Origin of the sequence: Paenibacillus sp. ClWae2A (assembly GCF_032452295.1) — a bacterium.
GTDB lineage: Bacteria > Bacillota > Bacilli > Paenibacillales > Paenibacillaceae > Paenibacillus.
The window spans coordinates 12716-36793 of the sequence record NZ_JAULSQ010000023.1 but is presented as its reverse complement, the minus strand read 5'-3'; the positions used below and the strand labels follow the sequence as shown (position 1 = coordinate 36793).

At 47.9% G+C, this 24078-nt stretch carries 24 protein-coding genes and 1 riboswitch; of the genes, 10 read left to right on the top strand and 14 right to left on the bottom strand.

Annotated elements, in window-relative coordinates; all coding sequences use genetic code 11:
• Positions 1-130: 130 nt before the first annotated feature.
• Positions 131-700 carry a DNA-directed RNA polymerase subunit delta gene (rpoE, locus tag QVE09_RS30780; RefSeq protein WP_315939838.1) on the bottom strand — a complete coding sequence of 190 codons (570 nt, stop codon included), beginning with the start codon at positions 698-700 and terminating at the stop codon, positions 131-133.
• Positions 701-1162: 462 nt separating this feature from the next.
• Here rpoE and QVE09_RS30775 point away from each other — a divergent pair, with 462 nt between their 5' ends.
• Positions 1163-2317, top strand: coding sequence for a S8 family peptidase (locus tag QVE09_RS30775; protein ID WP_315939837.1), 1155 nt, complete (start codon positions 1163-1165; stop codon positions 2315-2317).
• A gap of 278 nt (positions 2318-2595) precedes the next feature.
• On the opposite strand, the gene argS is transcribed toward QVE09_RS30775, so the two are convergent.
• The 5 genes from argS to QVE09_RS30750 form a co-directional block, all read right to left on the bottom strand.
• On the bottom strand, positions 2596-4275 hold the full coding sequence (gene argS, locus QVE09_RS30770) for an arginine--tRNA ligase (protein WP_249913826.1): 1680 nt from the start codon (positions 4273-4275) through the stop codon (positions 2596-2598).
• Positions 4272-4697 carry a YwiB family protein gene (locus tag QVE09_RS30765; RefSeq protein ID WP_315939836.1) on the bottom strand — a complete coding sequence of 142 codons (426 nt, stop codon included), beginning with the start codon at positions 4695-4697 and terminating at the stop codon, positions 4272-4274. The genes argS and QVE09_RS30765 overlap by 4 nt, the downstream gene beginning before the upstream one ends.
• 265 nt (positions 4698-4962) lie before the next feature.
• Positions 4963-5232, bottom strand: coding sequence for a DUF6171 family protein (locus QVE09_RS30760; protein WP_315939835.1), 270 nt, complete (start codon positions 5230-5232; stop codon positions 4963-4965).
• 5 nt (positions 5233-5237) lie between these two features.
• On the bottom strand, positions 5238-6713 hold the full coding sequence (locus QVE09_RS30755) for an alpha-N-arabinofuranosidase (protein WP_315939834.1): 1476 nt from the start codon (positions 6711-6713) through the stop codon (positions 5238-5240).
• Positions 6714-6931: 218 nt separating this feature from the next.
• Entirely contained in the window at positions 6932-8119 is a 1188-nt protein-coding gene (locus QVE09_RS30750; protein WP_315939833.1) for a WD40/YVTN/BNR-like repeat-containing protein, read from the bottom strand.
• A gap of 618 nt (positions 8120-8737) precedes the next feature.
• Here QVE09_RS30750 and QVE09_RS30745 point away from each other — a divergent pair.
• On the top strand, positions 8738-8869 hold the full coding sequence (locus tag QVE09_RS30745) for a hypothetical protein (RefSeq protein ID WP_017691304.1): 132 nt from the start codon (positions 8738-8740) through the stop codon (positions 8867-8869).
• 430 nt (positions 8870-9299) lie between these two features.
• On the opposite strand, the gene speB is transcribed toward QVE09_RS30745, so the two are convergent.
• Complete coding sequence (speB, locus tag QVE09_RS30740; RefSeq protein ID WP_017691305.1) at positions 9300-10169, bottom strand: agmatinase; 870 nt, start codon at positions 10167-10169, stop codon at positions 9300-9302.
• A gap of 15 nt (positions 10170-10184) precedes the next feature.
• Positions 10185-11012: a polyamine aminopropyltransferase gene (gene speE / locus QVE09_RS30735; RefSeq protein ID WP_017691306.1), complete on the bottom strand. Its 828-nt coding sequence runs from the start codon at positions 11010-11012 to the stop codon at positions 10185-10187.
• Positions 11013-11424: 412 nt separating this feature from the next.
• Here speE and QVE09_RS30730 point away from each other — a divergent pair, with 412 nt between their 5' ends.
• On the top strand, positions 11425-13503 hold the full coding sequence (locus QVE09_RS30730) for a transglycosylase domain-containing protein (protein ID WP_315939832.1): 2079 nt from the start codon (positions 11425-11427) through the stop codon (positions 13501-13503).
• Positions 13504-13701: 198 nt separating this feature from the next.
• On the opposite strand, the gene QVE09_RS30725 is transcribed toward QVE09_RS30730, so the two are convergent.
• The gene (locus QVE09_RS30725; RefSeq protein ID WP_017691308.1) at positions 13702-14205 is read right to left on the bottom strand and encodes a YwhD family protein; all 504 of its coding nucleotides are present in this window, start codon (positions 14203-14205) and stop codon (positions 13702-13704) included.
• A 101-nt stretch (positions 14206-14306) separates the two neighbouring features.
• Between QVE09_RS30725 and QVE09_RS30720 the strand changes: the two genes are divergently transcribed.
• The 5 genes from QVE09_RS30720 to QVE09_RS30700 all read left to right on the top strand — a co-directional run bounded on the left by QVE09_RS30720 (position 14307) and on the right by QVE09_RS30700 (position 19372).
• Entirely contained in the window at positions 14307-16298 is a 1992-nt protein-coding gene (locus QVE09_RS30720) for a M1 family metallopeptidase (RefSeq protein WP_315939831.1), read from the top strand.
• Between the two features lie 10 nt (positions 16299-16308).
• Positions 16309-17151, top strand: a complete 843-nt coding sequence (locus QVE09_RS30715) for a hypothetical protein (RefSeq protein ID WP_315939830.1) — start codon at positions 16309-16311, stop codon at positions 17149-17151.
• Between the two features lie 254 nt (positions 17152-17405).
• A riboswitch (cyclic di-AMP (ydaO/yuaA leader) is annotated at positions 17406-17543 on the top strand.
• Positions 17544-17546: 3 nt separating this feature from the next.
• Positions 17547-18017, top strand: a complete 471-nt coding sequence (locus tag QVE09_RS30710; protein ID WP_017691311.1) for a C40 family peptidase — start codon at positions 17547-17549, stop codon at positions 18015-18017.
• Positions 18018-18372: 355 nt separating this feature from the next.
• The gene (locus tag QVE09_RS30705) at positions 18373-18867 is read left to right on the top strand and encodes a GNAT family N-acetyltransferase (RefSeq protein WP_315939829.1); all 495 of its coding nucleotides are present in this window, start codon (positions 18373-18375) and stop codon (positions 18865-18867) included.
• 148 nt (positions 18868-19015) lie between these two features.
• On the top strand, positions 19016-19372 hold the full coding sequence (locus tag QVE09_RS30700) for a c-type cytochrome (protein ID WP_036607288.1): 357 nt from the start codon (positions 19016-19018) through the stop codon (positions 19370-19372).
• 74 nt (positions 19373-19446) lie between these two features.
• Here QVE09_RS30700 and rbsK read toward each other — a convergent pair whose 3' ends face one another.
• The 4 genes from rbsK to QVE09_RS30680 are packed head-to-tail and all read right to left on the bottom strand — an operon-like array spanning position 19447 to position 21315.
• On the bottom strand, positions 19447-20460 hold the full coding sequence (gene rbsK / locus QVE09_RS30695; protein ID WP_315939828.1) for a ribokinase: 1014 nt from the start codon (positions 20458-20460) through the stop codon (positions 19447-19449).
• A 14-nt stretch (positions 20461-20474) separates the two neighbouring features.
• A complete protein-coding gene (locus QVE09_RS30690) occupies positions 20475-20771 on the bottom strand; it encodes a 4a-hydroxytetrahydrobiopterin dehydratase (RefSeq protein WP_062838136.1) in 297 nt (98 codons plus the stop codon).
• A 30-nt stretch (positions 20772-20801) separates the two neighbouring features.
• A complete protein-coding gene (locus QVE09_RS30685) occupies positions 20802-20996 on the bottom strand; it encodes a hypothetical protein (protein ID WP_315939827.1) in 195 nt (64 codons plus the stop codon).
• Positions 20997-21021: 25 nt separating this feature from the next.
• Entirely contained in the window at positions 21022-21315 is a 294-nt protein-coding gene (locus QVE09_RS30680) for a hypothetical protein (protein ID WP_315939826.1), read from the bottom strand.
• Positions 21316-21549: 234 nt separating this feature from the next.
• On the opposite strand from QVE09_RS30680, the gene motA reads away from it, so the two are divergent.
• Positions 21550-22350 carry a flagellar motor stator protein MotA gene (gene motA, locus QVE09_RS30675; protein WP_017691317.1) on the top strand — a complete coding sequence of 267 codons (801 nt, stop codon included), beginning with the start codon at positions 21550-21552 and terminating at the stop codon, positions 22348-22350.
• Positions 22337-23155, top strand: coding sequence for a flagellar motor protein MotB (motB, locus tag QVE09_RS30670; RefSeq protein ID WP_315939825.1), 819 nt, complete (start codon positions 22337-22339; stop codon positions 23153-23155). Before motA ends, motB begins: the two co-directional genes overlap by 14 nt.
• A gap of 221 nt (positions 23156-23376) precedes the next feature.
• Here motB and rluF read toward each other — a convergent pair whose 3' ends face one another.
• Positions 23377-24078, bottom strand: a complete 702-nt coding sequence (gene rluF / locus QVE09_RS30665; RefSeq protein ID WP_315939824.1) for a 23S rRNA pseudouridine(2604) synthase RluF — start codon at positions 24076-24078, stop codon at positions 23377-23379.

Below are 24078 nucleotides of genomic sequence, written 5' to 3'. Positions count from 1 at the left end.
CACCTTCTATAAAAAACATAAATATATTGTCGCTCATTCATAAGCCCATGCAATAGTTTACCCGTTACCCCGTCCGCTGTCAAGGCTGACTATTCCGGGGAAACGGGTAAATTATAGACGTCAAAAATGACTACCGATTATCAGAATCGTCGTCAAATTCATCCTCGTTTTCGGACTCTTCTTCGTCTTCTTCGAGGTCTTCATCTTCCAGATCGTCATCTTCAACCAGCACTTCTTCTTCGCTGTCTTCTTCGTCAAAGATGTCGTCTTCTTCTTCATCTTCTTCGTCTTCTTCTTCGTCTTTATCCGGGCTGTCGAAGTCTTCATCGCTGTTATAGCTGTCTTCTTCTTCACCGAAGTCTTCATCTTCCAGATCATCGTCTTCATCGTTGATGATACGCGGACGCTTCGCACCCGTCATGGAATCTTCTGTTCCAGCTACCGGATACCAGCGCTTCAAGCCCCACAGACTTGTACCGACGCAAGCAAAACGGCCATCGATATTAATCTCGGTATATAGCTGGGCGATAAACTCGTTGATTTCTTCATCAGTCATTCCGCGCTGCTTCGCTACCTCATTCATCAAGTCACGATAGTAATACGGCGTATTAGCCGCTTTCAGCACCATAAAGGCAAGGTCCACCAAAGGGATCTCTTTTACCTTTTCTTTATCAATTTTCAAATTGAGCGAGGTACTCACTGCAGACACTTCCTCTCACACAAAATTCACTTTTTAACCCCTACGAACTGGACTGTTACGTATAACATATCCATTAACAAACCTAAGTAAAACCTATTTAGCGTTAAAAAGCAAGTTTTTATGTACGGATGTGACGCAAATGCGGAGAGCAGCAACAATATGTCCATATATTGAACGTGAAGTGACATCGAACCCACAAGAATATCCTCTTTTGCCAAAGAGACAACTCCATAATAAAAAAGACGGAGTCCCCTCCGCCTTCTGACTGTATACCCTTGGAGGATTACTCCTCACCAGGTTCCCCGCAAGAGCCCTCTAGCTCTCCATCCATCATATGTCCCTGCGCCCGTTTTGACACGAAGAGAATGTGTTTTTGTAAAAAAAGGGCAAGTTCCCCATGCGGCGGGATGAGCGCATTCATAGAATACCTCAGCATGTTCATCCCGAGGGGGGCTGCCCATTATGGACTATACTGGTTTATTGCATCAATTGATTGACGGAATGCGACGCCCTGAACCAGAACAGGGAGGGCGATATTTGATCCGATTTGCCAAACCGCAACAGTACGAGGCCTGCCTCGTAGAATTGTCTCGAATGCGGAATGAATTCACCGATCTTGGGGCTGTCCGTTCCTCGCGACTGGCTCATTCCATTATCGCTCCAGTCCAACACCCGGAGGACCTGCACCGCTATGGAGATGAAATTACGATTGAAGCAGACGTACCCATCTCCCTTCATGCCACCGCACTCCACAGCAAACCAAGCAATGCTCAAGGCATACCCTGGGGAGTGAAGCAGATTCGGGCGCCCAAAGTATGGTCTGTGTCTACCGGGCACCGGATTAAAATCGGTGTGATTGATACAGGTGCTGATTATCACCATCCTGATCTTCGCTATTCACTGGCACGCGGAATCAATCTGTTAAACCGCAGCCTGCTTCCTCATGATGATAACGGACACGGCACCCACATTGCAGGGACTATCGCTGCTGCCAACAGTACCGCAGGCATGATTGGTGTAGCTCCACGCTCCCTGATCTATCCGGTGAAAGCATTTGACCACAACGGATCGGCTTATGTATCCGACATTGTACTTGGCATCGACTGGTGTGTACGCAACAAGGTCGATATCATCAATATGAGCTTTGGCATGAAAACACGCAGCAAGGCGCTTCTTGACGTTGTCAATCGTGCATATCATGCCGGAATCGTCATTGTTGCTTCGTCAGGAAATGACGGCAAACGCCGCAGTATTGATTATCCGGCAAGGTATCCGCAGACCATATCCGTTGGGGCAACCGACAAAAACAGACGCATTGCGTCCTTCAGCAATCGTGGCGCATACGTGGATGTCTATGCACCCGGTGATAAGATCGTCTCCTCTTGGGTACAAGGCAAGCATCACGAGATGAGTGGCACATCCATGGCGACGTCCCATGTGAGTGGCGCTATCGCCTTGCTGCTCTCAAAACATCCAGGGTTATCCCCCAGTGAAATCAAGACACTCGTCAAGCGTGCTACAATCCCTCTGCGCGCCCGCAAGACCACCACCGCAAAAAGTAAGGTGCGCGGTGGTGAGATTGATGCCCTGAAGCTAATGCAGGAGGGCGGGGAGTGAGCCAGCTCTGCCAGCCGTAAGCAGAACTTGATTGAGGCGTGGCGAAACGCAGTAGCCTGGCTCAGGCAGTACGCACGAGGAGTATTACGTAGCGGCTGAGACTCTAGGTTGCGCCCGCTGTGATGTCAGGGCAGGCTAGTGTGCCTTGGACCAGGCATTTCGTTTTCTGCAGCTCCGGTACACAACAAAAAAGTCTCCATGTACCACGTTGAAGATACAACGTGGACATGGAGACTTTTTGCCTTAGGCAGAGCGACGGCAAGCCGCGAGCCTGGAATTTACATTTTGTCTGGAGCAGTTACGCCTACCAGACGAAGCGCTGTTGCGATAACGGTACGCACAGCACCGATCAGTGCCAGACGTGCTTGAGTTTGCTGCGCATCTTCCGTAATAACGCGTTCTGCACGGTAGTAGCTGTGGAACAGGGATGCCAGCTCGTATACATAACGGATGATACGATGAGGCGCATATCCTGTTGCCGCTGCCGAGATTTCTTCAGGCAGCTCTCCCATTTTGCGGAGAAGGTCATACTCGTGCTCTGTTGTGAGCTTGGACAGGTCAATCTGTGCCAATGGCAGCAGTTCAATACCTTGTTCTTCAGCCTGACGGTATACGCTGCATACACGTGCATGCGCGTATTGTACGTAGAATACCGGATTCTCATTGGATGTCGAAATGGCAAGGTCCATGTCAAAGTCCAGATGGGAGTCCATGCTGCGCATTGTGAAGAAGTAACGGATGGCATCAATGCCGACTTCATCCATCAGGTCTTCCATCGTTACAGCTTTACCTGTACGCTTGGACATCTTCACTTTTTCACCGTTCTGGAACAAGCTCACCATCTGTGCAATCAAGACCACCAGTTTCTCAGGGTCATTACCCAGTGCTTGCATCGCGGCTTTCATCCGTGGAATATATCCGTGGTGATCGGCACCCCAGATGTTGATCATTGTGTCGTATCCACGCGCATATTTGTCACGGTGATAAGCAATGTCCGGCGTCAGATACGTGTACGTGCCATCGTTCTTGATCAATACACGTTCTTTGTCGTCACCATACTGCATCGTTTTCAACCAAGTTGCTCCATCTTGCTCATAGATCTCATTGCGGTCACGCAATTCATCAAGTACTCGCAGAACTTCTCCGTTGTCATACAGGGAAGTTTCGCTGAACCAGATGTCAAAGTTAACACGGAAGCGATTCAAGTCACGTTTGATCTTGTCCAGTTCCTTCTCCAGGCCAAAGTCACGGAAATAAGCCGCACGGTCACCCGGATGCATGGACAGCAATTCGTCACCCTTTTCAGCAACAAGTTGCTTGGCGAATCCTTTAATATCTTCACCGTGATAACCGTCTTCAGGCATCTCAGCATCCTGACCTAGCTCTTGCAGATAACGAGCTTCAATGGAACGAGCCAGATTAAACACCTGATTACCTGCATCATTAATGTAGTATTCACGGGTTACATCATATCCTGCGTAGTCAAGGATGTTACATAGTGCATCACCTACAGCTGCTCCACGGGCATGGCCCAGATGCAGGCTGCCTGTCGGGTTGGCACTGACAAACTCCATCTCGACTTTGCGTCCTTCTCCGATGTTGATTCTTCCGTAATCTTTACCCTGCTCCTGCACAAGCGCAAGTACTGGGTAAAGGTAACTCTTGTCCAATTTGAAGTTAATGAATCCTGGGCCCGCAATCTCAGCCTTCTCGATTCCCGCTTCAGCCAGATTCAGATTGGCAATGATCTCTTCAGCAATCTGACGCGGATTGCGCTTGGCAATCTTGGTCAGCTGCATGGCAGCATTGGTCGCCAAGTCCCCGTGTGTCTTCTCACGCGGCACTTCCAATGTGATGGCTGGCAATTCGTCCTGCGTAACAATTCCGGCCGTCACAATGGCGTTGCCGATGGCCGTACTTACCCGTTCGTTAATCGTATCTAGTGGATTACGTGTCATGAAATTGGTTCCTCCTGTATATGCAAACTAATCGCGAAATGTCCGGATTCTTCATCAAAGCGGTAAAAGTCGTAGCTCCACGCTGCGCGTGCGCTCAATCCCTGAATGGAAAGTTCCAGCTTCTGTGTATGCGTGGACAGGGCAAACGACATGTATGGCGATCGGTAGAAACCAGGAAGCTTCCGATTCAATTCAAAAGTCTGCTCCGATTCCACCTCACCATGACGTATAATCTTGATGGATTGTCCGCCCAGCTTCATTGTTGTACGGGTTGTGCCTCCTTCAGGTCCAACCTGCGGTTCTTCATAACGAACATAAAGAACGGACCCTTTTAACACGGCTTCACCCTGCATTTCCTGCAGCACATCTTCACCTTCATAACGGCTGTGCAGCCGGATGTGTACCGGTCGCATGTTCGACATGAATGTTAACCTCCATTATATTCGAGGCGACGCAAAATCAGGCACGGCCGGTGAGAACAGCCCTTCCCGTATTGTTGTGTCGCTATACGCGCTCATATTCCCGGATAGCTCGCTATCCTACACTCTACTGTATAACTATATCCAGTTCCCTCGCTCAATTCAAATCCAAATTCAGAGTTTTTTCCTCATCAAGCCAAAAAAGAAGAGCCACACCTGTAAAGTGCAACTCCCTTTTGCTTCATTATAATAAGATTCATTCATCCGATCAGGTCCATTGCGATTCATAAGGAAAAGGACATGTCGACTCACTCAGCTTCGCTCGCACCTGTACGAGACAGCCACAGTGCCGACAAGTTGTGCCATATTGCAATCCCGGACAAGCAGAGCAGATGGAGAGCCGACGTTCATATTCCTCATCCTGTACCGTCGGACGCGAACGCGAGGCAATCTCCACAAGTCTGGCCATTTTGGCATCGCTAATCTTCACATCATACTGATCATTGCAGCCCTTGCAAGGTTCCTGCCTTTTCATCATTAACCCTAAACAGCGATGACCCCAACCGAAGCTGGAGGAAGAACAAAACGCAAGATGTTATTCTCCAGTGTGAGTCTTTCCCACGCCACAGGCTGAACATGATTCGGCTGTTCAAAGGTATTGAATGCACCAAAATCAGTATGGTGCAGAATCTGCCCGGATACTTTAGCCGCTTGAGCTGCGTCCAGCTGACACACAACTTCCAACTCATCGGTATGACTCAGATTACAAGCTGTCACATGAATGACCCCATCCTTGTTGCGGGAGGCTGACAAGCTGAGCTGAGGAATGGTTTCTTCTCCGAAGGTATATCCAGGGCTTTCATAATTCAAATCCAGTCGCTGCGCATCCATATGAACCTGATACATATCAAATACATGATACGTAGGTGTCAGGAGCATTTTGTCCCCTTCCGTGAGCACAAGTGATTGAAGCACATTGACGATCTGTGCAAGATTCGCCATGTGTACCCGTTTATTATGTTGGTTGAAAATATTCAGGTTAACACCTGCAAGTACAGCGTCCCGCATCGTATTCTGTTGATATAGGAACCCTGGATTGGTTCCCGGCTCAACGTTATACCACGTGCCCCATTCGTCCACAATAATGCCGACTCTGCCCTCTGGATCATATTTGTCCATAATCTCGGAGTGTTTCACCAGCAGTTCTTCCATATATAACGTCTTCTTCAAGGTGGTGAACCATTCAGCCTCGCCGAATCCTGTAGCTGCACCTTTATCATTCCACTCTCCTGTAGGGATGGTGTAATAATGAAGACTGATTCCGTCCATAAAGCGAGCAGCCTCTCGCATCAGGACTTCCATCCATTCATAGTTGCCTTCGTTGGGTCCACAAGCGATTTTATAGATCTCGTTCCCGGAATAGTTACGTACATATGTAGCATACCGGCGATATTCATCCGCATAATATTCAGGACGCATATTGCCGCCGCATCCCCAGTTCTCATTTCCCACGCCAAAATATTTCAGTTTCCACGGTTCTTCCCTACCGTTACTCTTACGCCAGTTCGCCATCGGAGATTCGCCGTCAAACGTGATGTATTCCACCCATTCCTGCATCTCTTGTACTGTACCGCTACCCAGGTTACCACTGATATATGGCTCCGTGCCGAGTAGCTCACATAATCTCAAGAATTCATGTGTACCAAAGTGGTTGTTCTCTTCCACACCGCCCCAGTGTGTATTAATCATACGAGCACGCTCACTCTTCGGACCCACACCATCTTTCCAGTGATATTCATCGGCAAAACAACCGCCTGGCCAGCGAAGTACAGGAATATTAAGCTTCTGCAAAGCCGTCAATACATCATTCCGAATCCCATCTGTATTCGGAATAGGCGAATCTTCTCCTACCCACAGCCCCTCATAAATACAACGTCCCAAGTGTTCGGAAAAGTGACCATATATATTGCGATTTATTAATCCTTGATCTGAATTAGCCTTTAGAATAACATCAACCATTATTTCAACCTCCATATAATGTATTGTTATCGCTTACAATAACTTGTTTTAGAGTAGGTTTCAACCGTTTTTATTTCTACACAAACAAGCCCCTTCCCGCATCATTAGCCAGGAAGGGGCTTGTTCATTATAGATATCCATGCGGAGACATACCAAATTGATTATCATTCATTTCTAATTTGGATTTGCCCCGTTGTTATTTCAGAATAACAGGCTATTTAATCCTGCTCTGAAGGCAACAACATTTTTTGTGTCCACGTCGTTCCACCATCTTTAGTCTGATAGATCGCAGGGGAGTTATCACTTGTTACTACGAGCCACCCCGTCTTGGCCGATGGGAAAGAGATACGGGAACTGTACCCCGGATCTTTCAAGTCAACGTTTTTCCACGTGGAACCTGTATCATAAGAACGTCCAATACCCACTTTGCCAGCTGCGGGTGAACCTGCAGACAGATAAGCCGTCCGATTACCAATCAACGCCATGTTTCCGGGATGACCACCTGGATTGGCGGGTCCGGTTCCTTTGCCCGTAATGTTTGTACCGGGTGCAGGTCCTCCTCCTGCTGTAGATTGCGCAAATACTTGGGTCCAGTTCTTGCCTTGATTACCGCTCGCATAGAGGGAGTACGATTGTTGGGACATGCCTGCATCACCATACAGAAGAGCCCATACCTGCTGGCCATGTGCATACAGATCCGCTCCGCTCCATGTGTCCGAGACAACTCGAAGAGAGGTTGTCCAGTTTTTGCCGCCATCACTCGTTTGCTTGAAATGATATCCCGATCCAGGTACAACCACGACGGCATACCCTTGCTTCTCTGTCGTAAAGGCAGCTGCACGCGTGTTGGCAGGCGTGTTCATTTTACTCCAGGTTACCCCGCCATCCTTCGTCTGATATGCCCCATTATAGGTGTAACCATAACCTACATCTTTATTGCGAAAATCAATCCGTTTGAATTGAATGCCCGGCGTGTTGAGCCGCGTCCAGTTAGATCCTCCATCATTGGTACGGATCAGATAGGTTGCAGGTGAATCCTTCACTCGCGCCAGCGCATATCCGTTCACATTATTCGGAAAATCAAGCTGTGTGAATTGCCATTGTCCGCTATAAATGGACTGCCACGTACATCCTGCATTCGAAGTACCGATCAGGAAGCCTTCACCCCCAGCTCGTCCAGTTGTATCATTAAGAAAATCAATGTCAGTAAATTGCAGGTGTTGCTCTTCCACACCGCTGCCCTTTTTCAATGTAGCAGATAGTCCATGATCTCCCTTTCCACATGCCTGTGGGGATGCAGCGTTAGCACCTGATAGCGTATGTACCGGTCCCATCCCCCAAGCCAGCGTTAACGATAATGCGAGTGCACCAATCCGTTTCCATGTCATTGTACTCTTGGTTGTCATCGTAACACCTCCTTCTATGGTTTTACCCAAATATGATGGTTCTAACGTAACAATCTGATTAACCCTGATGACAATTTCGCAAAAAAAAAACCACCTTTACCCATGATTGGATCATGTAGGCAAGGGTGGTTCATCACCAAACGTTGTGTACTCTAAGTTAAATGGGATACGTCACCACAGCAAGGATAACAAAACTGATACTTAATAAAAGGCATAAACTAAAATATATTTTGTTGTATTTATATTCACGAATACTATATGCAGCAAAAAGCATGGCCAGATCAGCCACCATCAACGTGAAGTTGAGAAATATCGTCACTGCTAATACAAAATTGATGACAAACACTATAAAAACTGCAGTTAGCCATTTGGGATACATACTCAATTGAGCCCGAATCACACGCATATTTGTTCACCTTCCTATATTTCCATATTATACATAAATACTAAGATGGAGTCATGCCAAGGCAGGAAATCTGCATGTGCGAGCTATACTAACACATGAAATAAATGGTAGAGACAAGGGAACATACGTGCTATAATTAATGTTATGGACTTTTGAATATCGGTGGATGTTTTCCAGACCACGGCGCAGCTTCCCGAAAGGGGGTGACGTCGATGGTCAAACTTGTGGCGTTGCTTGATGTAATCCGATGGATTGCTGCGATCCTCAGTATTGTACTGAGTGGGCGAAAGCTTTACCGTTGGTTGCGTAAAAAGTTTCGTAGCAAGCGAAAACCCACCTCATAAGGTCGGAAGCCTGACGGTGGGTTTCGCTTGAATAGCATTATTTAGTTCATGCACGCCGTGGCAATCCACAGCCTTTCGGGTCCTAAGAGTCTTTACCGTTGACGCGGTGAAGGCTCTTTTTTAGTATATGGTCGAACCCGATCACCATATACTTCACGAATGTAATATATCAATTAATATACTACTGAATGCTTATATAGTCAGTATAGCACAGCTCTGTACAAAAGTTAAATTAAGTTAAGTTAACTTAACTTAATTTAACTTCGTTATTTTGTTTGGCAGAATAATCTCGGCTCTATCATCCAGCCCGTTCCTTAAGCTGGAATAGTTGAGGACAGGCAGATAAACGTTAGCAATAAAAAACGCCCTCCCCTGCACAGATTGGAAACCGCGCAGACAGAGAGCGTTATACTTATCGATTATTCTGTGATTATTTCACGAATCCAAGCAGCATTTCACGGATCAGCTTGGCAGCTACAATCTGTGTCTGTTGTGTTGGATCATAGATTGGTGCAACTTCAACCAAGTCACAACCAACTACATTTACATCAGATCCTGCGATCATATGAATGGCTTCCAGCAGTTCCTTGGACGTAATGCCGCCCGCTTCTGCCGTACCTGTTCCTGGTGCTGCTGAAGGATCAAGCACATCGATGTCGATGGTCACATACACCGGACGGTTGCCCATCTTCGGAAGAGCTTCCTTCATCGGAGCTGCCACTTCAAATGGATAGAAGTTGATGTTCTCGCGGCCATACTGGAACTCCTCACGAGAGCCAGAACGGATACCGAACTGATAGATGTTTTGGCCACCCATCAACTCAGCCGCTTTACGCACTGGCGTGGAGTGGGACAATGGCTCGCCTTCGTAGTTTTCACGAAGGTCAGCGTGTGCATCAATATGAATCAGAATAAGATCCGGGTATTTCTTGTACATCTGTTGGATGACTGGCCAAGTAACCAGATGCTCGCCACCGAGACCAACTGGGAATTTGTCGTCAGCGAGCAGACTGCCGATGTATTCATGAATTACCTCAAGGCTGCGTCCCGCGTTACCGAAAGGCAAGAGCAGGTCTCCAGCGTCAAAGTATGTCATGTCTACAATGCTTTTGTCGAGATATGGGCTGTACTCTTCAAGTCCAACCGATGCCTGACGGATATGAGATGGGCCGAAACGGGAACCCGGACGGAAGCTGACGGTGTAATCCATCGGCATGCCATAGATAACTGCTTTGGAGTTCTCATAATCCTCAGAGCTGCAAATAAATACGTTTCCTGAATAAGCTTGATCCAGTTTCATTAATGATTTCCCCTTTTATTTCGTTAAATCTTCCACGAATTTAGGAAGTACAAATGCTGCTTTGTGCAGACGCGGAGAGTAATACTTGGTATCCATCTCCGGGATTTGAGTCTCATCCACTTCGAGCGGGTCATGTTTCTTGCTACCCATGGTGAATGTCCACAAACCACTTGGATAGGTTGGAATATTACAGCCGTACACATGTACGATCGGGAAGATTTCTTTGACGTCTTTGTTCACCTTCTGAATCAGATCCGCCTTGAACCAAGGGTTGTCCGTTTGGGCAACGAAGATTCCGTCTTCTTTCAATGCTTCGTAGATGCCTTGGTAGAACCCACGCTCAAACAATGGCGCAGCCGGGCCTACAGGCTCCGTAGAATCTACGATGATCACATCGTATTCATTTTTATGTTCAATAATATGCATGTAGCCGTCGTTTACGAGCACTTCAACATTAGGCTCGTCCAACTTGCCGGCGATTTCAGGCAAATATTTTTTAGAGTATTCAATGACTTTACCGTCAATTTCGACGAGAACTGCTTTTTCTACAGCAGCATGTTTAATGACTTCACGAATGACTCCGCCATCGCCGCCACCGACAACCAGAACTTTTTTCGGATTCGGGTGAGTGTTCAGCGCAGGGTGTGCCGCCATTTCGTGATATACGAATTCGTCTTTTACAGTCGTCATCACCATGCCATCAAGAAGCAACATGTTACCGAATTCTTCGGTCTCTACCATGGCCAAATCTTGAAAATCCGTTTTCTCTGTAACATAGGTCTGCTTAATCTTCGCGGTGATCCCGAATACCGGGGTCTGTTTCTCCGTAAACCACAATTCCATAATCTCTACCTTCTTTCCGTAAAGTTAATGATCAGCCATACCCGATCAAGCGCGGTGCACTATAATCGGTTCGCCCAAGCACGTCCAGCGTTCGGCGCCATATCGCGTTATCATTGCTGGCCTGCGGGAAAGGTCCGCGGTTCACTTCATTATATAGATTAAATTGACCAGAGCGTGCAGAGCGTCTGACTAATCAATGAATCAATGACCATTCGTCTGTTCGTCCTTACGCGCTTTAGTATCTTGTGCCGAATCTTACCTTTTCATTACCCTTTTGCATTATACGCGATTGACGTTTATACTGCAAAACGGTTTTTAAGGCGGAAATGCTACATTTTGTTTGCTTATGCACCCGATTGAATATCCCTGCCAATCAAGTCCCATACTGGAAGAAAAGAGAGGAGCCCGTTCCATGACCAAGCCAAATCAAAAGACCCGCAAACGCGGGTTCCCTGTTCGAAAATTCATTAAAAACCTGTCTCTGCTCGCCGTGCTCGCTATACTTGCTACCGCTGCAGGGTTGGTCTATCTATACGCAACCAGTCTGCCCCTCGCAGACTCTGACCGGAATTCCAGATTACTGGACAGTCAGGGTGAAGTCATTTCTACCTTCTCCGCAGGTGGCAAAGACTCTGTACCCGTTCAACTGGAGGATATCGCTCCAGATCTGGTCAATGCCACTCTGGCTGTAGAGGACCGCAAATTCTATAATCACTACGGGTTCGACGTGCAAGGGATGGGACGGGCTGTGCTCGTTAACCTCGAACATATGCAGATGTCGCAAGGTGCGAGTACATTGACTCAACAGCTGGCGCGTAACCTGTATCTATCTCATGAGAAAACATGGACTCGCAAAGCCAAGGAAGCCATGTACACGGCGCAATTGGAGATGAAATACAGCAAGGATGAAATTTTGCAGATGTATCTGAACGAAATCTATTATGGGCATGGTGCGTACGGAATCGAAGCGGCTTCACGAATGTATTTTGGCAAATCAGCCAAACAGCTGGATCTTGCAGAGAGTGCCATGCTGGCAGGAATCCCGAAAGGACCTACCTACTATTCACCCTATAACCATATGAAGAATGCCAAAGACCGACAGAAGATTGTGCTGAATGCCATGGCTGATATCGGCAAGATCACCCAGGCCGAAGCGGATAAGGCCTATGAGAAAATGCTTTCGTTCAAACCGGAAAGTGAGCGTAAAACGGTGGAAAGTGCCCCGTATTTCCGTGACTATATCCGGAATCTGGCCATCAAAGAGCTGGGAATCAGTGAAGCGATGCTGGATCATGGGGGATTGAATATCTACACCACTCTGGATCTGCGTGTGCAAAAAGCTGCTGAAGACGCCATAGCGAAGGGCATGGATGCCAAAAGTGAGCTGGAGACGGCCCTCGTGTCCATCGACCCTCGGACGGGTTACATCAAAGCCATGGTGGGCGGCAAGAATTACCGCACCAATCAGATTAACCATGTACTGGCGACTACGCGTCAGCCAGGTTCGGCGTTTAAACCCATTATGTATCTGGCAGCCCTGGAGTCCAAGCAACTCACCAGTGCATCCATATTTAACAGTGAACCTACCCTGTTTCACTATGACAATGACCGCAAAACCTATAAACCCGGCAACTTTGGAGACAAGTATCTGGGTGAGATTGATCTAAGACAGGCGATCGCCGCTTCAGATAATATTTATGCGGTGAACACCATTATGCAGATCGGTCCTGAGCAGGTTGTGAGTATGGCAAAAAACCTCGGCATTACAAGCAATCTGAGCGCCGTACCTTCTCTTGCACTGGGAACGTCACCTGTCAGCCCGCTGGAGATGGCGTCGGCCTTTTCCGTCATCGCTGCTGGTGGACAACGAACGCCACCTGTCGCCATTCTGCAAGTAACAGATGCCGCAGGACGTGTGCTCTATGAATCGCCTCAGACGAAGGCTGAGACCGTTGTGGAACCTGCGGCAGCTTATGTACTGACTCGTTTAATGGAAAGTGTCTTCGAAAATGGAGGAACGGGCAACCGGGTGTCTAAGGCGATCAAACGTCCGGTAGCGGGAAAAACGGGAACAACCAATACGGATGCCTGGCTGGTTGGGTTCACACCCGAGCTCTCCACCGCTGTATGGGTTGGGTACGACCAAGGCAAAGCCATCTCGACTTCGGATGGCCGCCGGGCAGCGCCGATCTTTGCCCAGTTCACAGAACAGGCACTTGCGAGCGTACCACCCAAAATCTTCACCGTACCTGATCATGTCGTAAGTGTTTATATTGATCCGGAATCCGGCAAGCTGGCAGGCAACGGTTGTGAAGAGAAACGGCTAGAAGTTTTTATTGATGGTACTGAACCGACAGAGGTATGCCATGGCACGACGGATGATTCGGATTCTGGAGAAGATGAGAAGACACGTCAGGTACAGAATCAACAAGGCATACAGGAAGAGAAACATTCATGGTGGGGAGATTTCAAACGTTGGTGGGTAGAATGACGTAAATGCGCAATGACTTAGTTACGTCACCTATAACCCCTGGTTATATTGAACAATTGGAAATTCGCTTCGAATGAAAACTCATAATTATTCAGATCAATGAATACGATTAATGCACAAGCAAAAGACCCCCAACCGAACTTTCCGGTCAAGGGCCCTTTTGCTTTTTTTCTTTCAGACTGTGTTGAAAGATCTGCCTTAGGCGAGTGCTTCCTTCAGTACATCTGGAGAAGCATTCCACCAGTCTTCGTTGTGTGAGATCAGCAGTGTCTTAAGTGCAGCTCGAGCTTCAGGTCCAAGCTCATCCAGCATGAAGCGACGCTTCAAGGCATAATCCATGCGATTCACATGTTCCGCCAACAGTTTCCATCCACGTCTTGCTTCCGTATCAATCCACATCTCACATGCCGTTGCTCCACCATACAGTTGGCCTTCCTCCGTGCGATCGACAGCTACCCAGACCAGCCATACCTGGCGTCCGTTGGGTACATCTTCACGATTGGTTGAGAACTTGATATTGCGTTCCACTTTGCTCTTTGCATGCATCGCACCGATATCGATTTTGGCTTCGCCATTATCAATAATGACCGGGGAAAGGTTATTCAGCTCAATGGAGCCTGCACCGAAGCCTTTATGCTTGCTTTTTGCACTAACGATATTCAAGGCAATCTGTTTTTTGCCGTTTTGCTCGTTTTGGTCCATGTTTATAACCTCCAAGGGTTGATACAAATATTTTAACTAATAATTGCCCCATTGCAAACATATACATGCTGTAGATGCTTGTCAACGGGAGGTATTTAACGATGATTCCACGACGCGCCAAGAGCTGGCTCACTGCATCCCTGGCCCTGTGTGTACTTGCCGGAGGGATATGGATCACTCTGGGTTATAATCGCTCAACTCATTCCGAATTGCCAGTACTCGCCCCCGAATCGGGCAAGCCTAAGGCAATAGCCCCAACGCCAGCACCTCCAGAAAGTGTACAGACCCCTACTGCCGAAGTGTACAGCAACCGTGTTGTGGAATATCACATGGATGTAAAACTGGTTGAAGGGAATGTACTGGAAGGGACTCAGACGATTACCTGGACACATCCAGGTAAAAAAACCGTCAGCGAGCTTTACTTTCATATGTATCCCAACGCCTTCTCTTCTGCTGACACCACCTTTATGAAGGAATCCGGTGGAAAGCTTCGGGGTGATGTCATGCCTACCAATGGTTACGGCTCCATGAACATTACCGAAATGAAAACGGAGGACGGGCTCTCTCTGCTACACCGGATGCAGTATGTGCAACCAGATGACGGAAATATCAAGGACACCACCCTCATTAAAGTACGCTTGCCCAAACCCGTCAAAGGCGGGGAAAGCATCACGCTCCACACTCGATTTGAAGTGAATCTGCCGAAGATTTTTGCCCGGATGGGAACTGCTGATCATTTTGTCATGGCAGGTCAATGGTTTCCCAAATTAAGTGCCTATGAACCTGTGGGCAGGCGTGGACGAACAACGGAAGGCTGGAATCTGCACCAGTACCATGGCAATTCAGAGTTTTACGCCGACTTCGGTATATATAGTGTACGTATTCGGGTGCCTGAAACATACAAAGTTGCTGCTACCGGATTTCCGACGCAGCAAGCCGTGGTGAAGAACGGAGAAAAGGTCTATCAATTCTACGCCGATGATGTGCATGACTTCGCATGGGCAGCCTCACCCGATTTTGTGTACGCAGAGGAGCCATTCTCTGCACCCAATGTGCCTGGTGTACGAATCAAGTTATATCTGGACCCTGCTCATCAGGATCTGAAAGAACGTTATTTCTACGCCGCGAAGGCCGCACTAGCCAATTATAGCAAATGGTTTGGCCCATATCCTTACGCAACCTTATCCATCGTAGTTCCACCCAAAGCGGGGAACGGTGCTGGAGGTATGGAATACCCTACGCTAGTTACGGCCTTTGGAGCCGATGATACTACGCCAGGTTATGACCTGGAACGTACCGTAGTCCACGAGATCGGACACCAGTACTTCTACGGCATGGTTGCCAGCAACGAATTCGAAGAAGCCTGGCTGGATGAGGGATTCACCTCTTATGCTGAAGACAAACTGATGGAGCAGGAATACGGATTGATTCCGAATCTGCCGGTACAATCGGGACTGATTACATCTCCTTCATCCTTAACACAAGAGTCCTGGAAGTTCGATTCACAGGATGAGTATGCAGCCAATGTCTACACACGCGGCAAGCTAGTATTGCTCGGCATCGAACATCAAGTTGGTGCTAAGAAGATGGAGCGTATTCTCTCTACCTATGTGAAGAAGTACCGTTTCAAACATCCCACTTCGGCTGATTTCCAGAAAATTGTGGAACAAGTGACCCGCACTTCCTGGTCTGATTATTTTGACCAATACGTCTATGGTAACGGGATGGCTGACTTTACTGTAGAGAAGATTCGTGTTACACCCGTACAGAAAGACGGTCAAACATTGTACGAGTCATCCGTGACGATCGCAAAAAAAGGCAGTGATTACAGCGCGGTTCCTGTTCGCATAGCTTTTGAAGACGGGCATGTCCTCACCAAACAATGGAATGGCAAAGAAGATCGCATCACCTATAAATTAACTCACACATCCCCCGTATCCTGGGCCATGACCGATCCCCTGTACACGATCGTGCTGGAGAACCGCCATATGAATAATTTCCTGAAATCCGGACTGGATGAGCAGACGAAGTCCCGCTGGAGCATGAGTGTAACCAAACTAATAGAAGCCATATTCGGAGGTCTGTCATGGTGAGGTGGAAACGGTGAAAGCGAAAATACGTGAAGGCTGGTTTCTCGTCCGTCAGCATATGTTCATTGCCGCACTCTTATTTCTTTATCAACTCATTTGGGGATATTTCTTCTATCGAATGGTACAATCGGCGGTCATCCCACTACTCCTGCGCTATCCAGATGCTGATGCCGGGGAGCTGAGTACACTTTTGTTCAAAATGGAAAGTCAACTTAACCTGTCTACCCATCCGGAGGTTCATCGTTATCTATGGATTCTGGGGGGCATGCTGCTGGCTCGCATGTTGATCAGCCCCCTCATTCAGGCAGGACTGCTCTACTCACTTCAGCACTTTAATTCTACAGAAGAGCGCATCCCCTTCGTCCGCGGAATCAAAAATCTGTGGAAACCGATGCTGCTGCTCCACACCATACGTACTTTATTGATACTTCTGCCCGCCTACTGGCTCATACCGAAGCTTTACTCGATTCTCATGGACGGATTTCATTCCCTTCAATTACTTTTGCCTGGTATACCTTATGTTGCTGCCTGGATTGTATATGGTTGGATCATCCACCATGCCCTGCTCTACATGCAGTTCGGTGTGTCGGCACCAGAAGGAGAAGGCGGCGCTCACGGCACACTCAAAGCGCTCTGGATTGCACTGCGTCATCTCGTCACCGTGATCGGCATTGCACTGCTGCTGGGCGGTATTCATCTGCTTATCTTCGGGGCATTCACTTCAGCCTCATGGTTACTAACAGGACTCACCGGACTTATACTACAACAGACGTATCCACTTGCCAGATGTCTATTGAGCCTGTGGAAAATATGCGCCCATTTCCGGTTATGGCAGTCCAAAACATCCAAAGGTTAGAGCAGATAGTTTAAAAATTGTTACCATCACATGTTAAACTCATGGCCTAATATGTACTTATAAATAGGCAAACCTCAACCTTTCCCCGTCAAAGGTCGAGGTTTTTTTTGCTAAATTTGTTGCTAAACGTTGCCAAAGCCGTACTCCTCTGTTACAATAATCGCAGTGAGTTTTTAGTAACAACTTTGTAATCTTTACATTCATATTTGTAACTACTTAAAATTAAATCGTCATTTCTTGATTTCGCAGGTGCATAACTAGCATAGCCAAATTCCTGGCACCTGGGAAGCGGGGGAACCAGTTATGGGTGAATTGATCTTGCTACAGAGGGATCATAGGGGACCTTCAACCGAATCCTTAAGCTAACCTCGCAGGCGTTGGAAGGGGAATATCTCTTGTTCAAGAAGAAATTAACCGCAGCTGTACTTAGCATCACATTCGCATTATCGCTTGGTGCAGGTAGCGCATTCGCAGATTCTAAGATGGACAAAGTAATTGATTCAGCAATGGGAACTACATATCAAAGTGGAGGAACAACGCTCAACGGCTTTGACTGCTCCGGATTTACACGGTATGTATTCGACAAGTTGGGTATTGATTTGGCTCGCCAATCCAGTTCCCAATTCGACATGGGTGATTCCGTATCCCGCATGGAAATGAGAGCTGGCGATCTGGTATTCTTTAATACAACAGGTAAAGGCGTATCTCATGTAGGAATCTTTGTAGGGGATGGAAAGTTCGCACACTCATCTTCTTCCAAAGGTGTTACGATCAGTGCATTGAGTGAAAACTACTGGGCCAATCGTTATGTTGGCGCGAAACGGATTATGAGCACGGACGCATATGAATCACTGGCCCTTGACTAGGGACAAGCTGAGCAACATGATGCTGTAACCATTAACCATACTGGAACGAAGCAAGAAGCATAACAGAACCGCCCGGTACATTCTCCGCAGGAATGTATCCGGCGGTTTTTTTGTGCTTCAATCCTTATTCATGTTGCAAGTTATACTCGGGGCATATCCTGCGACATCAACAGGTTCATTTTGCGTTCGTTCGTCCGTGCCCTTATGATGTTTTTACCCATCCCGTTATAATATAAACGAAATTACCGGAACTTTTGTTTCATTTTTTTTCTTGGGAAGGAAGACTTGCTAAATGAATATCTCTTTTGTAGAGTGAAAAGAGAGTTCTGTTTCAAGGAAAGGAGCATGCAGGTGTATGAAGGAAACCCCTGTGACGTTTCACGTTGTACCCATGCGAGAAGAACATGCGGAGCTTATCTGCAGTTGGCAGTATGACCCGCCTTACAATATCTACAGTTGGCTCTCCTGGGAGCAGATGAAAGCTCTGGAAGTGGAATTCGGAGATGCACAGCTGCGGCAGGAGCAATATGCGATCGTCCTGGATCAGAACGATCGTATATGTGGATTTGCTCAATACTTCCCACTTGAAGGGGTAACCCGGATTGGCCTTGGCATGCATCCAGAGCTGTGTGGTCAGGGTCAAGGGACAGCTTTTGTCACTGCCATTGTACAGGAAGCCATTCGCCGAAATCCCACGAATGAGATTGATCTGGAAGTACTCACTTGGAATGCTCGTGCCATTCAAGTCTATCTGAAGAGTGGATTTGTCACCCAGGATACATACGAACGACAGACCCCAAGCGGCTTGAAGCCCTTTCACTGTATGGTTTATGAAGGGCCTCGCGGTTAGAATCCATTGAAAAAAACAAATTTGCCCCTTGTTATGTGATTAGTTCAAAAAATTCCCACAAAATGCTATGATGTCAGTACAGGTTCCGTTATAATGATATGGATAGTTTCAGGTTAGATGATCTTTCATTCTGGAGGGGACATAAGGGATGCACAAATGGATCATGAGCGGAGTATTTTTTGCAGCATGCGCTTTAGCTATTGTTTTAATGTTTACGCTTCCAGGGAAAGAAGAAGTGGCTGAAGAAGCCAAGCCAACCATGCCGGAAGTCACATTGGATGCCGGACAGGCTGAAGCACTGGTCAAAGCCAATTGTATCTCCTGTCACGGGGATCAGCTTCAGGGTGGCGTAGGACCTGCTCTGGCTAACATCGGCAGCCAGGATGATCTGGAGAAGATCTATTCTACGATTGTCAAAGGTAAAGGTGGTATGCCTTCCTTCAAGGGTAAACTGCAGGACGAAGAGATTGCAAATATCGCCATGTGGCTGTCAGAGAAAAAATAATCTCTGCACACGCATAACAAAGAGGCCCTTAATCCCCTTTCGGGAGAATAAGAGCCTCTTCGTTATACCAATTATTAGGCCTCTGTGGCATGCTCAGCCAGAAAGGCCTCAACTTCACGTGCGGACGGCATCCCGGACTGGGCGCCGAGCTTCGTCACGGATAACGCGGCCGCACCCATGGCGAAGCCTACGGCCGCGTCCAAAGTCTCACCGCGCGCGAGGGCTACCGCCAGCGCGCCGTTGAAGCAATCGCCAGCGCCGGTCGTATCGACGGCGCTTACGGCGTAGCCGGGCGCACGGCAAGCGCCGGCACGTCCTGCATGTACGCGGCCACCAGGCGCTGCCGCGTACACAGCCCCCTCGGGGCCGAGCGTCGTGACGACAGCGGCCCCGAGGGATGCGGCGAGCTCTGCGACCGCCGCATCCAGGTCTTCCGGCCGGAGATGATCCCGGCCGGTAAGCACGGCAAGCTCACTGCGGTTCGGCGTGACAACGTCGACGCACCGCAGGAGCTCCTGGGGCAGACCCGGCACCGCAGGAGCCGGGTTGAGCACCACCAGTGCGCTGCCTTCAGCCGCCAGTTGGGCGGCGCGGGTAACCGCTGGCAGCGGGATCTCCAGCTGCAGCAGCACCGCTGCGGCTGCAGTCAGGCTTTTTACCGTATCCGCCTCTTCCAGCATCTCAGGCACCACTTGCCCATTCGCACCAGAAATAACGATAATCCGGTTGTCTCCCCGAGAGAGCCAAATGGAAGCCGTCCCTGTAACCGTGTCTTCCAATATGCGAACCTGCGAGGCATCTGCCCCACTTTCCGTCAGACTGTGCAGCAGACGTTCGCCAAAACCATCCGATCCCACCGCACCAATCATCGTAGTCTGTCCACCCAGACGCGCAGCGGCAACAGCCTGGTTCGCCCCTTTGCCACCAGCAAGATAATGCAGTTCCTCACCGCTCACCGTCTCTCCCTCTTCCGGAATCGTGTCTGTCTTCACCACGAGATCCATATTGAGGCTGCCAACGACAGCAATAAGAGGTTGTTTCTGATTATAGTCTGACATGTATGGTTCACTCACTTCTGGCCGCGCCATAATAACCGACCTCGTTATTCCGACCTCATTTTGTCATAAGCTTCGTTATATTGCCCTGCTTCCTTGATATCTACAGATGTGATACCACCCGCATCCCATGACGTGAGACGCAGCGTAACCGTTGTATAATCAATCGTAATAAAAGGATGATGATTGAATGCTTCCGAGATCGCAGCGACCTCATCCACAAATGCAATCCCTTTCATGTAGTTGGAGAACACGAATTTACGTACAATCCACCGTCCCTCTTCCAGTTCCCAGCCTTCCAGCCTTCCCAGATGAGCTTCGACTTCCTCTTGCGAAAAAACCATGCGTTATCTTCCTCCCCATAGGATGGTACATTACAGACATACGTCCGTATAACCACCGACACCTTCGGCGCTATCAACAGCAACCTCAAAGGCCAGGCTCACCGCCATGCGGTTGGCCCATTTCACGACTAACATCTTACCACGGACAAGCTTCAAAATCCAATCAACTACATGGCATAGACCCACTAACCATAAGGCTTTGAGGAAAATTCCAGATCCATTCATACACCTGAAAATGCATGTAAATACACTAAATTAAAGGTACAAACGTCAACTCTTCTTCCCCGATCAAAATATGAATGCGATGCTGTTCCTTATCATGGATGACGACTCCACTTCCAACCGGAATAACAGACTCCTCGCCCAGCGCATAGAACAAATCCTCCGCCAATGCCTCATCCACTTCGAGTTGCTCAGGTGCGGCTAATCTCTCCCACTCTTCCGAGTCCATTTCAAAGAAAACATACCGATCCGGTATGCGTCCGATTGCTGTTGTCAGATCTGTCAAAATTCCTTCATAATCCCGTCCATGCTTTACGCCCATTGGCTTTTCACTCCTATTCGGCCCCTAAGGAGCGGATTTGATCTTATTATACCTGAAAATAGCCCTTAAAAAAAAAGGCCTTCTGGTCGATAAATACTATATATGACCGTTTGAACTGTTTTAGCAACCGCGAGGAATGCCTAACATTGAACGGATTGCGGCCAAAAATTCGTCCGGAAGCCCGAATACAGCCGCTTGAAAGGATTCAATTTTATCTCATGGATGAGGTGTATGATGAACATTTCAACGATTATTGGACTAGTTTTTGGACTGGTCTCCCTTGTACTCGGTATGTTCCTGAAGGGTGCGCCCTTAATCAACCTGGTTAACAATCCGGCAGCCTACGTTATTATCTTTGTGGGTACTGCAGGAACCATCTTTATTGCATTTCCGATGTCTGAAGTTAAGAAAATCCCTAAGCTTTTCGGGATTATTTTCAAAAATCAAGTACTTATTGATCGAGTATCCCTGATCGGCACGTTTATGGATTGGGCTTCCACTACCCGTCGTGAAGGTTTGCTTGCACTGGAATCAAAAGTAGAAGAGATTGACGATCAGTTCCTTCGTGGCGGTATGCGTATGATTATCGACGGCAACGATCAGGAATTTGTAAGTGATGTACTCATGGAAGATATTCACGCTACAGAGGAGCGCCACCGTGGCGGTGCCTTGATCTTCGCTCAGGCGGGGATGTACGCGCCAACGCTCGGGGTTCTCGGGGCCGTTGTAGGTCTCATCGCAGCACTTGCCGATCTCAGTGACATGGAGAAACTCTCCCATGCGATTGCGGCAGCATTTATCGCAACACTCCTTGGTATATTTAGTGGTTACGTGTTATGGCACCCGATGTCTAACAAGCTGAAGCGGATGTCCAAGCAAGAAATGGAGATCAAGCTGATGATGGTTGAAGGATTGTTATCCATACAGTCTGGTGTATCCACCATTGCCATCAACCAAAAGTTATCCGTATTCCTGACACCTTCCGAACGTAAACAACTGGAAGAGAAGGAGGGATCATCAGGTGAAAAAGGCTAAAAAGCACGAACCACATGAAGAACATATAGACGAGAGCTGGTTGCTTCCCTATTCTGACTTGATGACCTTGTTGCTTGCCCTGTTTATCACGTTGTTCTCCATGAGTTCACTCGATGCAGCCAAGTTCGAGCAGATGGCTTCCGCATTAAGCAGTGCACTGAATGGAGGCTCCGGTGTTCTGGATCATACGTCCATGAATCCGGATACGCCAGGTGCCGATCTGGGTAAGAACAAACAGGAACCTACAGAAATCACCAAGAAAACACCAGCTCAGATTACGGATGCACAGATGGCTCAAAAAGAGCAGGAAGATCTGGAGAAGCTCAAGAAACGGCTTGACCAGTATATCTCGAAGAACGGACTTTCAGACCAGCTGAACACCAAGTTGAATCAGTCTGAATTGAAGATCACCATCAGTGATAACGCTCTGTTCTCCTCAGGCCGAGCAGATGTGAAGCCTGAATCACGATCCCTGGCCAAAGCAATCTCAAGCATGCTGCAGGAGTTCCCTGAATATGAAGTGGTGGTATCCGGTCATACCGATAATATTCCCATTTCGAACAACCAATATAAGGATAACTGGGATCTGAGTGCGGATCGTGCGCTCAACTTCCTGAAAATCCTGTTACTGAACTCGCAATTGGACCCTTCCAAATTCACACCAAGTGGTTATGGAGAGTATCACCCGATTGCCAGCAATGACACCAATGCCGGACGGGCACAGAATCGCCGTGTAGAGGTATCTATCATTCGGAAGTATCAAAGTAACAATACAAATGTAAAAGCCGTTGGCGGAGGAAACTAGAGGCCTGCAGCGATTCATTAACCAAAGACCGTTCTCCAGGTACAAGGAGAACGGTCTTTTGGGTTTATATAAGGCTTACGCTTGGTTTATCTACATATATCCGTACTATTCGGTATTATTGAGCAGCCTTCATTAACCCTGCACCAAAAAGAAAAGCCCTGCACTCCATTACGGAAAGCAGAGCTTCAATCGGTTAAAACAATTAGTCAAAGTCGAATCAACTATTCCAGTGAATAGTCCAGCAGACCGCCCAGCTCCGCTTTTTCAGCAGCGGTAAGCTCTCTCCAAGAACCTGTCGCCATTTCTCCAAGATGGATGTTCATGATCCGAATACGCTTCAACTTACGAACCTCGTAGCCAAAGGCACTACACATCCGCCGAATTTGACGGTTCTTTCCTTCAGTCAGGATGATACGGAATACTCGATCCGTCATCCGGGTCACGGTACAAGGCAAGGTCATTTCACCCAGGATCTTCACCCCAGTGCTCATACCTCTAAGGAAACTCGGGGTTACAGATCGATCAACAGTAACGATATACTCTTTCTCATGGCGTCCTTCTGCTCTAAGAATACGGTTAACGATATCTCCGTCATTGGTCATCAGGATCAAACCTTCCGAGTCCTTATCCAAGCGTCCAATAGGAAAGATACGTTCAGCGTGCCCGACAAAATCAACAATATTGCCCTGAATATGCTGCTCGGTTGTGCTTGTGATCCCGATCGGTTTATTCAGCGCAATATATACGTGTTTTCTCTTTTCCTTGATCGGCTTGCCATTAATTCGTACATCGTCGCCTTCTTCTGCCTGACTGCCCAGCTCAGCCTTAACTCCATTAATGGTTACTTGACCACTATCCACCAACTTGTCGGCTTCACGCCGGGAGCAATAACCTGTTTCACTAATAAATTTATTAATACGCAA